General features: G+C 71.4%; 13 protein-coding genes and 1 tRNA gene. 4 read left to right on the top strand and 10 right to left on the bottom strand.

What is annotated here, in order from left to right; genetic code table 11:
* The 3 genes from pntB to upp all read right to left on the bottom strand — a co-directional run.
* Positions 1–1,341 (bottom strand): Re/Si-specific NAD(P)(+) transhydrogenase subunit beta (pntB, locus tag H0487_RS19035; RefSeq protein ID WP_183095808.1); only part of this gene is annotated, 1,341 nt, incomplete at its 3' end.
* Positions 1,342–1,347: 6 nt separating this feature from the next.
* Positions 1,348–2,880: a Re/Si-specific NAD(P)(+) transhydrogenase subunit alpha gene (locus H0487_RS19030; protein WP_183095807.1), complete on the bottom strand. Its 1,533-nt coding sequence runs from the start codon at positions 2,878–2,880 to the stop codon at positions 1,348–1,350.
* Between the two features lie 204 nt (positions 2,881–3,084).
* Positions 3,085–3,726 carry a uracil phosphoribosyltransferase gene (gene upp, locus H0487_RS19025; RefSeq protein ID WP_183095806.1) on the bottom strand — a complete coding sequence of 214 codons (642 nt, stop codon included), beginning with the start codon at positions 3,724–3,726 and terminating at the stop codon, positions 3,085–3,087.
* A gap of 86 nt (positions 3,727–3,812) precedes the next feature.
* On the opposite strand from upp, the gene H0487_RS19020 reads away from it, so the two are divergent.
* Entirely contained in the window at positions 3,813–4,295 is a 483-nt protein-coding gene (locus tag H0487_RS19020; protein ID WP_183095805.1) for a tRNA adenosine deaminase-associated protein, read from the top strand.
* A gap of 26 nt (positions 4,296–4,321) precedes the next feature.
* On the top strand, positions 4,322–4,759 hold the full coding sequence (locus H0487_RS19015) for a nucleoside deaminase (protein ID WP_183095809.1): 438 nt from the start codon (positions 4,322–4,324) through the stop codon (positions 4,757–4,759).
* 15 nt (positions 4,760–4,774) lie between these two features.
* Here the strand turns inward: H0487_RS19015 and H0487_RS19010 are convergent, their stop codons facing one another.
* The 3 genes from H0487_RS19010 to H0487_RS19000 form a co-directional block, all read right to left on the bottom strand.
* Positions 4,775–5,173: a DUF779 domain-containing protein gene (locus H0487_RS19010; protein WP_183095804.1), complete on the bottom strand. Its 399-nt coding sequence runs from the start codon at positions 5,171–5,173 to the stop codon at positions 4,775–4,777.
* Positions 5,173–6,696, bottom strand: coding sequence for an acetaldehyde dehydrogenase ExaC (gene exaC, locus H0487_RS19005; RefSeq protein ID WP_183095803.1), 1,524 nt, complete (start codon positions 6,694–6,696; stop codon positions 5,173–5,175). The genes H0487_RS19010 and exaC overlap by 1 nt, the downstream gene beginning before the upstream one ends.
* A 107-nt stretch (positions 6,697–6,803) precedes the next feature.
* A complete protein-coding gene (locus H0487_RS19000; RefSeq protein WP_183095802.1) occupies positions 6,804–8,021 on the bottom strand; it encodes a GAF domain-containing protein in 1,218 nt (405 codons plus the stop codon).
* A gap of 152 nt (positions 8,022–8,173) precedes the next feature.
* Between H0487_RS19000 and H0487_RS18995 the strand changes: the two genes are divergently transcribed.
* Positions 8,174–8,263, top strand: a tRNA-Ser gene (locus H0487_RS18995).
* Positions 8,264–8,363: 100 nt separating this feature from the next.
* Here the strand turns inward: H0487_RS18995 and H0487_RS18990 are convergent.
* From H0487_RS18990 to H0487_RS18980, 3 genes are all read right to left on the bottom strand, one after another.
* Positions 8,364–9,017, bottom strand: coding sequence for a hypothetical protein (locus H0487_RS18990; RefSeq protein WP_183095801.1), 654 nt, complete (start codon positions 9,015–9,017; stop codon positions 8,364–8,366).
* 28 nt (positions 9,018–9,045) lie between these two features.
* The gene (locus H0487_RS18985; RefSeq protein WP_183095800.1) at positions 9,046–9,666 is read right to left on the bottom strand and encodes a hypothetical protein; all 621 of its coding nucleotides are present in this window, start codon (positions 9,664–9,666) and stop codon (positions 9,046–9,048) included.
* Positions 9,667–9,805: 139 nt separating this feature from the next.
* Positions 9,806–10,492: an acetoacetate decarboxylase family protein gene (locus H0487_RS18980; protein ID WP_183095799.1), complete on the bottom strand. Its 687-nt coding sequence runs from the start codon at positions 10,490–10,492 to the stop codon at positions 9,806–9,808.
* Positions 10,493–10,571: 79 nt separating this feature from the next.
* On the opposite strand from H0487_RS18980, the gene H0487_RS18975 reads away from it, so the two are divergent.
* On the top strand, positions 10,572–12,032 hold the full coding sequence (locus H0487_RS18975) for a sigma-70 family RNA polymerase sigma factor (protein ID WP_183095798.1): 1,461 nt from the start codon (positions 10,572–10,574) through the stop codon (positions 12,030–12,032).
* A gap of 189 nt (positions 12,033–12,221) precedes the next feature.
* Here H0487_RS18975 and H0487_RS18970 read toward each other — a convergent pair.
* Positions 12,222–12,556 (bottom strand): hypothetical protein (locus H0487_RS18970; RefSeq protein WP_220793584.1); only part of this gene is annotated, 335 nt, incomplete at its 5' end.

Below are 12,556 nucleotides of genomic sequence, written 5' to 3'. Positions count from 1 at the left end.
CGGGTTCTGGACGCCGGCGTAGCCGGTGGCCATCGACCGCTTGAAGACGATGACGTCGCGAGCGTTCCACACCTCGATGACCGGCATGCCGGCGATCGGTGAGGTGGGGTCCTCCGCGGCGGCCGGGTTGACGGTGTCGTTGGCGCCGATGACGAGGACGACGTCGACGTCGGGGAGGTCGTCGTTGATCTCGTCCATCTCGAGCACGATGTCGTAAGGCACCTTCGCCTCGGCGAGGAGCACGTTCATGTGGCCCGGGAGACGGCCCGCGACGGGGTGGATGGCGAACCGGACGTCGATGCCCTTGGCGCGGAGCTTGGAGGTGAGCTCGGCGACCGGGTACTGCGCCTGGGCGACGGCCATGCCGTAGCCGGGCGTGATCACCACGGACGACGCGTTGGCGAGCATGTCGGCAGCAGCCTCGGCCTGGATCTCGCGGTGCTCGCCGTAGTCCTTGTCGTCGCCCGCCGGCGCCTCGATGCCGAAGCCGCCCGCGATGACGGAGATGAACGAGCGGTTCATCGCCTGGCACATGATGTAGCTCAGGTAGGCACCCGAGGAGCCCACGAGGGCACCGGTGACGATGAGCAGGTCGTTGCTGAGCAGGAAGCCCGAGGCGGCCGCGGCCCAGCCCGAGTAGCTGTTGAGCATCGAGACGACGACCGGCATGTCGCCGCCGCCGATCGAGGCGACCAGGTGCCAGCCCAGGCCGAGCGCGAGCGCGGTGAGGACGACGAGGACCAGGTCCTGGCTCGTGGTGTCGGCCTCGGTGGCGACGTAGACGACCGTGAGGATCGCGAACAGCACCAGCGAGCCGACGTTGATGAGGTTCTTGCCGGGCAGCATCAGCGGCGCGGAGCTGATCTTCGCCGAGAGCTTGAGGTTGGCGACGATCGAGCCGGTGAAGGTGACCGCACCGATGAAGATGCCGATCGAGACCTCGGCCTCGTGGATGTTGTTGAGGCTGTCGAGCGCGTAGTGCGATCCCTCGACGTGGCCGTTCCAGCCGATGAGGACCGCGGCGAGACCGACGAAGCTGTGCAGCGCGGCGATGAGCTCGGGCATGCCGGTCATCTCGACGATCCGGGCCCGCCAGAGGCCGATCGCGCCACCGATGCCGATGGCTCCGAGCATCAGAACGATCGTGATCCAGCCGTCGTCGAGGTCACTGCTGACGTCGATGACCACGGCCACGGTCGCGACCAGCGCGACCGCCATGCCGACCATGCCGTAGACCAGGCCGCTGCGCGAGGACTCGTGCTTGGACAGGCCCGCCAGGGACAGGATGAAGAGAAGAGAAGCGACGATGTACGCCGCAGTGGTGATCGAGAAGACGTCCACGGTGCGTCACGCTCCCTTGCTGAACATCGCGAGCATGCGACGGGTGACGGCGAAGCCACCGAAGATGTTGATGGAGGCGAGGAGGATCGCCACCGTGGACATGATCCGGATCAGGTTGTCGTCGCTGGCGACCTGCACCAGCGCACCGACCACCACGACCCCGGAGATCGCGTTGGTCACCGACATCAGCGGCGTGTGCAGCGCGTGCGCGACCTTGCCGATGACGTAGTAGCCGATCACGATCGAGAGCATCAGCACCGTGAAGTGCTGGGGGATCGGGTCGGGCGCGGTCGCGTTGACCAGCCAGAACAGCGCGATGGCGCCGAGGACCACGGCCATCTTGCCGCGGGCCGTCAGGGCCGGCTTCGGCTCCTTCGGCGCCGGGGCGGCAGCGGGAGCGGCCTGCGGCGTCGCGGAGACCGTCACGGCCGGCGGCGGCCACATGACCGATCCGTCCTGGACGACGGTGACGCCGCGCTGGACGACGTCGTCCATGTCGAGGGTGAGCACGCCGTCCTTCTCGGGCGTGATCAGCTTGAACAGGTTGACGATGTTGGTGCCGAACAGCTGCGAGGTCTGCGCCGCGAGCCGGCCCGCGAGGTCGGTGTAGCCCAGGATCGTCACGCCGTGCTCGGTCACGACCCGCTGGTCGGCCTCGGTGCCGGCGACGTTGCCGCCGTTGGCCGCCGCCATGTCGACGACCACGCTGCCGGGCTTCATCCCCGCGACGGTGCCCTCGTGGACGAGGCGCGGCGCAGGGCGGCCCGGGATCAGGGCGGTCGAGATGACGATGTCGGCGTTGCGCGCCTCCTCGTCGTACATCGCCGCGGTCGCGGCCTCCTGCTCGGCCGTCATCTCCTTGGCGTAGCCGTCGGTGGAGACCTCGGACTCGAAGTCGACCTCGACGAACGTGCCGCCGAGGGACTCGACCTGCTCGGCCACCTCGGGACGTACGTCGAACGCGCGCACCACGGCACCCATCGCCGCTGCTGCGCCGATCGCGGCGAGGCCGGCGACACCGCCGCCGATGACGAACACGCGGGCCGGCGGCATCTTGCCGGCCGCGGTGACCTGGCCGGTGAACATCCGGCCGAACTCGTGGGCCGCCTCGACCACGGCGCGGTAGCCCGCGACGTTGGCCATCGAGGACAGCACGTCCATCGACTGCGCGCGCGAGATCCGCGGGACGGCGTCCATCGCGAGCGCGGTCACGCCCTGGGCCGCCAGCTGCTCGACCAGCTCGGGGCTCCGCGCGGGCGCCATCATCGAGATGATCGTCGCGCCCGCCCGCAGCCGGCCGATCTCGTCGGCACTGGGCGCGTTGATCTTCACGACGATGTCGGAGGACCAGACGTCATCGGCCGAACCGACCGTCACACCCGCGTCGGCGAACGCCTCGTCCGCCTGGTCGGCCAGCGCACCGGCGCCCGACTCGACGACCACGTCGTAGCCGAGCCCTTGGAGCTGGGTCGCTGTCTTCGCGGTCGCGGCGACGAGGGTCTCGCCGGCCTTCGACTCGCGTGGGATACCGATGCGCATCACTGCCTCGCTTCTGGCTGGGTTCCGGGGGTCCAGCGCACGTCAAACTACCCGTGCGCGGGACCACCGGAGGATTCTTGTCCGTCCAGCAGGCGAATGGGGGATCTGGACCGTGATGCAGGCCACGCCTGCTTGGTGCTAGCCGACCGCCGGCCGACCGCCGACCGACCGCTGGCCGGCCCTCCCTCGACCCTCAGCCGACCCTCAGCCGACCACGCCGTAGAGGCGGTCACCCGCGTCGCCGAGGCCCGGGACGATGTAGCCCTTGTCGTTGAGGCGCTCGTCCATCGCGGCCGTGACGACGGTGACGGGGACGTCGAGCCCGGTCAGCAGCTCCTCGAGGCGGGCGCAGCCCTCGGGGGCGGCGAGCAGGCAGACGGCGGTGATGTGGTCGGCCCCGCGGTCGGTGAGGAAGCGGATGGCGGCGGCGAGGGTGCCGCCGGTCGCGAGCATCGGGTCGAGGACGTAGCACTGGCGTCCGCTCAGGTCGTCGGGCAGCCGCTCGGCGTACGTCGACGCCTCCAGCGTCTCCTCGTTGCGCACCATGCCGAGGAAGCCGACCTCGGCCGTCGGCAGCAGCCGCATCATCCCGTCGAGCATGCCGAGGCCCGCGCGCAGGATCGGGACGACCAGCGGTCGCGGCGAGGCGAGCTTGACGCCCGTCGTCGGGGCGACCGGGGTCACGATCTCGGACGCCTCGACCCGCACGTCGCGGGTGGCCTCGTAGGCCAGCAGGGTGACCAGCTCGTCGGCCAGGTTGCGGAACGTCGGGGAGTCGGTCGTCTGGTCGCGGAGGACCGTGAGCTTGTGGGCGACGAGCGGGTGGTCGACGACGAGGGTGCGCATGCCGAAACCCTAGGCGCTGGCAGGGTTAACCGCGTAGACCTGCAAACCCTCTGGCCTGAACCGCTGCCAGGTGTCACTCTGGACGCGTGACCGCACCGGATGCTGTCGACTTCGCCCTGGCCGCCTACCGTGAGGAAGGCGTCTGGCAGGTCGCCGAGCTCACCCACGACCACGTCGACGACGTGGAGACGCTGGCCGCGGCGCTCCGGCGCTTCCCTGGCGACCACGGTGCCGTCGGTCTGGTGGCGATCGACGAGGACTTCTTCGTCGTCGTCCGTGTGGCCGGCCAGCAGACCCGGGTGCTGCTGTCCGACATCACCGCAGCCGACGAGTGGGAGCTCGCCGCGTCGGCGGTGGAGTTCCTCCACCTGCCGATGCCCGAGGACGAGGACGAGCCGGAGGCCGCCGGGGACCTCGACCTGCTCGGCGACCTCGGGCTGCACGCGATGGACCTCGCAGCTCTGCTCGACGACGTCGACCTCTATCCCGACGAGATGCTCTCCGACGTCGCCCGACGCCTCGGGTTCGGCGAGCTCTTCGACGACGCGGTGGGGCTCACGTCGGCGTGAGCTCACTCGACAAGTGGCGCGGGCCGATGCTCGCGGCGCTGGCCCACGCACGCGATGCCGGCGACCTGGGCGACATCCCGATCGGCGCCGTCGTGGTCGATGCGGACCTGAGGATCATCGGTGAAGGGCGTAACGTCCGCGAGCAGGACGTCGACCCGGTCGGTCACGCCGAGATCGTCGCCCTCCGTGCCGCTGCGTACGCCCGTCGTACCGACGACTGGCGCCTCGAGGGCTGCACCCTGGTCGTGACGCTCGAGCCGTGCACGATGTGTGCCGGCGCCGCTGTGCAGTCCCGGGTCGACCGGGTCGTCTTCGGCGCGTGGGACGCCAAGGCCGGGGCCGTCGGGTCGCTGTGGGACGTCGTCCGCGACCGGCGCCTCAACCACCGCCCCGAGGTGGTGGCCGGGGTGCTCGCCGACGAGTCGAGCGCACTGCTCGCGTCGTTCTTCGCCGGCCGGCGTTGATGGCCTGGCGGCGTGTTACAGCGCGGCCAGCGCCGCCGCCTCCGCGTCGGAGAACAACCGCGAGCGGATGAGGAAGCGGACGCCGTACGGCGCCTCGAGGCTGAAGCCGGCACCACGGCCGGGGACGACGTCGATGGTGAGGTGGGTGTGCGACCAGTACTCGAACTGGGAGCGCGACATCCACACCGGCACCGACCGGTCCATCCCGATGTCCAGGTCACCCAGGTGGACGTCCGCCTCCCCCAGCAGGAAGTCGCCGTCCGGGAAGCACATCGGGGAGGACCCGTCGCAGCAGCCGCCGGACTGGTGGAACATCACCGGTCCGTTGGCCCCGACGAGACGGCGGAGCAGCTCCGCCGCCTCGTCGGTGACCGCTACGCGAGCGACGGTGGGGACGTCGGCTCGCTCGTCCATCAGAAGAAGCCGAGCGCGTTGTCGTCGTACGACACCAACAGGTTCTTGGTCTGCTGGTAGTGGTCGAGCATCATCTTGTGGTTCTCGCGGCCGATGCCGGACTGCTTGTAGCCGCCGAACGCCGCGTGCGCGGGGTAGGCGTGGTAGCAGTTGGTCCAGACGCGACCGGCCTGGATCTCCCGGCCCGCGCGGAAGGCCTGGGACCCGTCGCGCGACCACACGCCGGCGCCGAGGCCGTACAGCGTGTCGTTGGCGATCTTGAGGGCGTCGGCCTCGTCGTCGAAGCCGGTCAGCGAGACGACCGGTCCGAAGATCTCCTCCTGGAAGATCCGCATCGAGTTGTCGCCCTCGAAGATCGTCGGGGTGACGTAGTAGCCCTCGGCCAGGTCGCCGTCGAGGATGTTGCGCTCACCGCCGGTGAGGAGCTTGGCGCCCTCCTGGGTACCGATGTCGATGTAGGACAGGATCTTCTGGAGCTGGTCGTTGGAGGCCTGCGCGCCGATCATCGTCGTGTCGTCGAGCGGGTTGCCCTGCGTGATCTTCTCGACCCGAGCGACCGCGTCGTGGACGAAGTCGGTGTAGATGCTGCGCTGCACCAGCGCCCGGCTCGGGCAGGTGCAGACCTCGCCCTGGTTGAGCGCGAACATCGCGAAGCCCTCGAGCGCCTTGTCGTAGAAGGCGTCGCGCTGGTCGGCGACGGACTCGAAGAAGATGTTGGGGCTCTTGCCGCCGAGCTCGAGCGTCACCGGGATGATGTTCTGGCTGGCGTACTGCATGATCAGGCGGCCCGTGGTGGTCTCGCCGGTGAAGGCGACCTTGGCGACCCGCGACGACGATGCCAGCGGTTTGCCCGCCTCGACGCCGAACCCGTTGACGATGTTGAGCACGCCGTCCGGCAGCAGGTCGCCGACCAGCTCGATGAGCTTGAGGATCGACCACGGGGTCTGCTCGGCCGGCTTGAGCACGATGCAGTTGCCGGCGGCGAGCGCGGGGGCGAGCTTCCAGACGGCCATCAGGATCGGGAAGTTCCACGGGATGATCTGACCGACGACGCCCAGCGGCTCGTGGAAGTGGTAGGCCATCGTGTTGGCGTCGATCTCGCCGATGGAGCCCTCCTGGGCCCGCAGCGCGCCGGCGAAGTAACGGAAGTGGTCGACGGCCAGGGGCAGGTCGGCGGCGAGGGTCTCGCGGACCGGCTTGCCGTTCTCCCAGGTCTCGGCGACGGCGAGCGAGGGGAGGTTCTCCTCCATCCGGTCGGCGATCCGGTTGAGGATGTTGGCGCGCTCGGTGGTCGAGGTCTTGCCCCACGACGGGAAGGCGGCGTGGGCGGCGTCGAGGGCGGCCTCGATGTCCTCGGCGGTGCCGCGGGCGATCTCGGTGAACGGCTTGCCGTTGACCGGCGAGATGTTCTCGAAGTACTCGCCCTTGGCCGGCGCGACCCATTGGCCGCCGATGTAGTGGCCGTAGCGGCTGTCGACGGTGACGAGCGAGTCCGGCTGTCCGGGTGCTGCATAGACGGTCATGTGGTGCTCCAGATGTCGGTCGGTCCGTCACTCGGTTGTGACGGCGCTCACACGCTAGGAGCCGCCACGTTGCCTCGACGTTGCGTCGGTCGCGGCAGGGCGGACGGTCAGCCGAGCTCGCGGTCGAGACGGGCGATCTGACCGTCGACGAGCGCCCGGATCGGAGAGCTGGCCGGGACGACGGCCTGCTGCGCGGACCACATCTCGTAGTCGTCGCGCCCCCAGCCCGAGCGGGTCCAGGCCGACATCAGGTCCGGGGCCCCCGAGCGCAGCAGAGCGTGGCGCAGCGACTGCTCCAGCTCGTCACGGAGCCGGACGACGCCGGGGGCGGTGGAGCGCGGCAGCACCGGTCCGCCGTACCCCCGCATCGCGGCGCGAAGGTCGCCGGCCGCGAGCTGGGCGCCGACGGCCAGCCAGTCTCCGGTCACCGGCGCGGTCAGGCGGTAGGGGCGGGACGCGAGCAGCTCCTCGCCGAGCAGGCCGCGCAACCGGTTGAGCTCGGCGCGCAGGGTCGAGGATCCGCCGTCCTCCTCGTAGAGCAGGACGGCGAGCTCGTCACCGGAGAGGCCGCGCGGTGCGGCTGCGAGGAGGGCGACGATCTCGCTGTGGCGACGTGACAACCGGAACTGGCCGAGCCGGCTGCGCCCGTCGGCGACGTTGACGAGCGCCTCGTTGCGACCGAGCAGCTCGAGGACGACCTGGAGGCCGGAGGCGGCAGGGGGGACGTCGGGGCGGGGCAGGTGGCGGGCGAGCTCTGCCTCGGCCAGCCGGGCGGCGGCGCGCACCATCGCCATCGTCTGCGGTACGACGACCTCGTCGCCGCCCGTGACGTCGAGCACGCCGAGGAGCTGGCTGGTGCCGGGGTCGTGGATGGGGGTCGCTGCGCAGCTCCACGGCCGGACGCTGGAGCGGAAGTGCTCCTCGCGGGTGACGGTGGCCTCGCGGCCGGTGGCGAGGACGATGCCGGGCGCGTTGGTGCCGGCGAGCCGCTCGTCCCAGTTGCTGCCCTCGACGAAGCCGATCCGCTCCGCCTGGCGCAACGTGTCCGACGAGCCGCACACCCAGAGCAGGTTGCCTTCCGCGTCGGCGAGCGCCATGACCGCGCCGCACGCGGTGACCTCGCGGCCGAGGACGTCGTCGAGGAGCGGGAAGACCCGTGACAACGGATGGGCCTCGCGTTGCCCGCGCAGGTCGGCGGAGTCGAGCGCGATGGGCACGTCCTCACGCTCCACCTCGACGCCCGCTGCGGCGGAGCGCTCCCAGGAGGCGACCACCTCGGCCCGCATCGGGGCCAGCGCTGCCCGCAGGTCCGGGTCGTCGGTCATGAGTCCAGTAGACATCGCGGTCCCACCTACTTGCATCCCTTCGATGTGACGACCGTCTCCCCGGCGACGTTGCAACCACGTTGCACTGGGCGCTCCCGTGGGGGTGTCGGCCGATTTCAACCGCGTGGTGCCGCTCCGGTAATCTCTCCCGCGGTGGCGTGTCCGAGCGGCCGAAGGTGCATCACTCGAAATGATGTGTGGGGTCAAACCCACCGTGGGTTCAAATCCCACCGCCACCGCCACAGAAGCCCCGTCCAGCACGCTGGACGGGGCTTCTCGCTTCTCACTTCGGGCCTCCGGGTCGGCGGCTGCGGTCGCCCGGGCCGGTCGCCAGGATGGCTCTCAGTCGCGCCGCGCAGCCGCGACTGCGCCGCCACCGCCGAGGATGCCCGCGATGAGGAGGATCAGCCACACCGGCCACGAGCCGTCGTCGTCGTCCGAGTCGTCGGGCGACGCGTCGTCGTCACTCGACCCCCCGGCTCCGCCTCCGCCGTCGGGAGCGCGGGACGACGCGGTGGGGTCGAGGGACCCGGTCGCCGACTCGGCGGGCACTGTCGTCTCCCCGTCCCCGGGCTGGTCGCCCTCGCCGAGCCCGCGCCCGCCGACCTCCAGGTCCTCCGCGGCAGCGCATCCCCCCACCGTGGGGGTGGTGGCGCGGAACCTCACGGATGCCTCGTACCGCCCCCGCTTCGAGAGGACCGGTCCGCGCACGTGGGCAGCCGATGCGCGATACAGCACCGTCCGTTCCCACACGACGCGGCGGTCGTCGCCCGGGTCGCGAGTGATCCGGAAGGTCACTCGACCGAACACGTCGAACGGAGCGTTGGCGTCGACGAGCGCCCGCGCGTCGAAACGGTCACCCCTGCTCACCTGCGCGTCGACGACGAGGCGGCAGTCGGTGTTGACGTGGGGCGAGTAGGGATCCGCCCCGGCCGTCGGAGCGGCGAGGAGCAGGCTGGCCATCATGACGCCGACGGCCACCGCGGTTGTGCGCATCGAGGGCCTTTCGAGCCGGTCCCCGGAGTCAGCTCGGCAGTGGCTGGGGGAGAGGGGCGCGGGGGCGGCGGGCCTGGGGCTGCTCGTCGCGGATGGCGGTCCAGCGGGTCGCCTGGGACTCGGTGATGGCCCACCAGAGCTGGTCGTCGTCGCGGCCCAGGTCGGCGCCGCGGGCGGCGACGAGGGGCCAGCCGGGGGCGTCGGGGTAGTGGGCGAGCAGGTGGCGGCGCATGCCGTTCTCCGCGTCGTTCCACTCTTCGGGCTTCACGCCGATGAGCTCGGCGAGCCGCTCGGTGGGGACGAACGCGCCGGGCTGGCTCGCGCACACGTCGATCGCGGCCTTCCAGCGGTGCGCGGTCAGGACGGGCGACGTCGCGAGCCGCTCGAGCTCGGCGATGTCCCAGCTCTGGTGCTTCGCGAGCTGGGCGGCCTCGGCGATCTCCTCAGGGGTGAGCGCCGGAGCCACGGGAGCCCGCGCGGCCTCCGGTGCCAGCGCCGCGGCGAGGGCCGCCGCTGCGGTGGGGGCAGCGGCGGTCGTGCCGACCGAGCCCGCGGGCCCGTCCGGTCGTACGGCTTCGCGCTCGGCGACCAACGACGCCAGCTCGGGATAGTCCTCGCGCCGCACGAGCAGCGGGATCCAGTCGCCCATGGGGGGCTCCCTTCTGAGTGGTGAGGGGGTCGGTCCGGGAGCTGGACCGGGTGTCCGCCAACACGTCCGGGGTGAGTCTGTCGTATGAGAGAGCGTCTCAGCCATCTGGCGGCACCGAGCGGTGCCGGCGAGTGCCCGACTACAGGGCGGCCGGCTCCTCGAACCGTGCCTGCAGGTGCTCGGTCCAGGTGGTCAGCAGGACGGACTCCGGAGAGAGGTTGAGGGACGCCAGCTCCTTGGCGATCGGGTGCGACCCGAGCGTCAGGGCGACCGGGACCCCGACGTGGACGCCGCTGCCGGCGCCGCCCTGGGTGAACCGCGTGACGTGCGGACGTCCGTCGATGAGGGTGTACGACGCCAGCGGCATCGGCGGCATCTCGTCGGTGCCGCCGCGCGGGACCGTGATGTCGATGACGAGCTCGCCGTCCATCGTCAGCACCCAGCGGCTGGTGGTGTCGGTGGTGGTCGCCTCGATGCTCTCGACCGACTTGGGGAAGCCCCAGATCCGGTTGCCGGCGACGCAGGTGAACTCCTCGGTCACCGGGAGGTGGGTGATGAAGGTGCCGTCCTCGCCGCCGCCCTCGGGACGGACGAAGAGGATGGTGCCGACCTCGAGGTAGGAGCCGAGGTCGTTGTCGCGGTAGTCGATGAGCGCCAGCGCGAACTGGGCGCGGCCCGGAGCGGTCTCGACGACCTCGAAGCCCTGCGGCGCGAGGGCCCGGGCAGCCTCGAGGTCGACGTCGAAGATCGCGGTCGCGCTGGAGCCGTCGCGGACGTCGACGGGCATGGTCACGGTCTCGCCGAGGATGTCGTGGGTCACGGTCACGACGGCCAGTAGAACACGTTCTAGATAATTGGGTCCAGAAGTGGCGTAAGGATCCGGGGCGTTCTCACGTCTACGGGGTGTGTGGGAACTCGACAACCTGACCGACGCAGAGCTGCTGACTGCTGCGCGTGACCGTGACATCAATGCCGTCGACGAGCTGTTCCGGCGGCACTACCCCTCTGCTGTGCGATTCGCGCAACGGCTGGCCGGGTCGGCGAGCGCCGACGACCGGGCCGCCGAGGCGTTCTCCCGGGTCTACCGGGCGTTGCTCAGCGGCAGCGGGCCGGACGACAACTTCCGTTCCTACCTGCTGTCCGCCGTGAAGAACGTCCACGTCGACACGCAGCGCAAGCGGGTGGCCGAGCTGCCCGTCGAGGACCCCGGCGACGAGACGGCGTTCGGGGACACCGAGGACGCCGCCCTCGCGACGATCGGGGCCGACCCGGTCCGGCGGGCGTTCGCCCGCCTGAGCCCGGCCTGGCGCACCGTCCTCTGGTACACGATCGTCCTGGGGGAGACGCATGCCCAGGTCGCCGAGCGGCTCGGTACGAGCGTCAACGCGGTCGGTGTCCTCTCCTTCCGGGCCCGCGAGGGCCTGCGCCAGGCCTACCTGGCGGAGCACGTCGACGCCTCCCTCGACCCGGAGTGCCGTGAGATGGCGGCGCTGCTGCCGGGCTACGTCCGCGGCCAGATCGGTGCCCGCTCCCGCCGCCGGGTCACCGCCCACCTGGCGGCGGGCTGCCGCTGGTGCGAAGAGGCGATCGACGACCTCACCCGGATCAACGAGAACCTGGGGAGCCTGCTGACCCCGGTCCTCGTCCCCGCGCTGCCCGCGTGGGGAGTGGCGGCCAAGGGCCTGGCCGGCGGGGCGAAGTCTGGCACCGTGCTCGCCAAGGCGCTCGGGGGCGCGGCCGCCACCACCGGCACGGTGCTGGTGACCGCTGCGCTGGTGACCGGTACGCCGTCCGACCCGCCCGCGGTGCCGCCCCCCGGCGTCTCGTCGCCGGCCCCCTCGCAGGTCAGCCGCACCGTCGTCGCGGCGCCGACCGTGCGGCCCTCGCCCTCGCCGTCGCCCACGCCGATGCCGTCCGGCGCGCCGTCCACGACCTCGACTGCGCCGGTCACGGCGATCCCGACCGCGGAGCCGTCGACCCCACCGACCAGTCCGGCCCCGCAGACGTCCGCGCCGAGCGGGCCGTCGGCGTCGGTGTCGCCGGCCCGGGTGTCGGTCGGCGGCAGCGACCAGGCACGGGCGGCGAGCATCACGGTCACCGTCGAGCCTGGAGGTACCCCGTCGATCGACCTCCGGCTCTCCAACGTGGCGCGGGTGGAGGTCGTCTCGGGGGGCCGATCGACCTGTCCGGCGCTGACGACGTCCGCCGGCACGCTCGACGCGCGCTGCACCGTCAGCCGTCCCGACGGCGACGCCTTCACCCTCACCATCCAGGTTGCCTTCGCCGACCCGGCCGCCCGCGTCGACGGGACGATCACGCTCGTCGGCGGGGACCGCCCGGCGTCGACCGCCTTCGTCGCGGACTGACCGTGGGTCGGCTGCCTCAGGTCGGCTGCCTCAGGCGGAAGCACCCCTCCCGCCGCGATCGCTGGGGTGGGGGCGACGGGAGGGGTGCAGCCTGTGGGACCGGGCTCGCCCCCGAGTGTGGGGCTGGGCGGCGAACGGTCCCGTCCCACAGACGTACGGCGAGTCCGGATCCTTACGCCGTTTCGCGAACTATTTCTCGGTTCTCTCCGCGAACGCCGCGGCGTACTCCGCGACCCGGCTCTCCGACAGTCCGCCCCACACCCGGAGGAGCAGGCCTCCGCGCAGGTAGTGGTGCTCGGACCCGGTGAGGGGACCGTCGCGGTAGAGGCCGAGGAGGACGCCGCTCCGGGCGGCCGCGGCGTCGGCGTCGGGCCACTGCTCGAGCATGGCGCCGCAGTCGGGCTCGGCGTCGAGGTCCTCGTCGCAGGCGACCACCGTCGGGTCCTGGATCGCGGCCGCCGACAGGTAGCCGTAGCGGTGGCCGAGCAGGCCGTCGGAATTGTTGCTCCGGGTCACCGGGGTCG

The sequence above is a fragment of the Nocardioides stalactiti genome, assembly GCF_014180715.1.
Taxonomy (GTDB): domain Bacteria; phylum Actinomycetota; class Actinomycetes; order Propionibacteriales; family Nocardioidaceae; genus Nocardioides; species Nocardioides stalactiti.
This window is presented reverse-complemented; position numbering and strand designations above follow the sequence as displayed.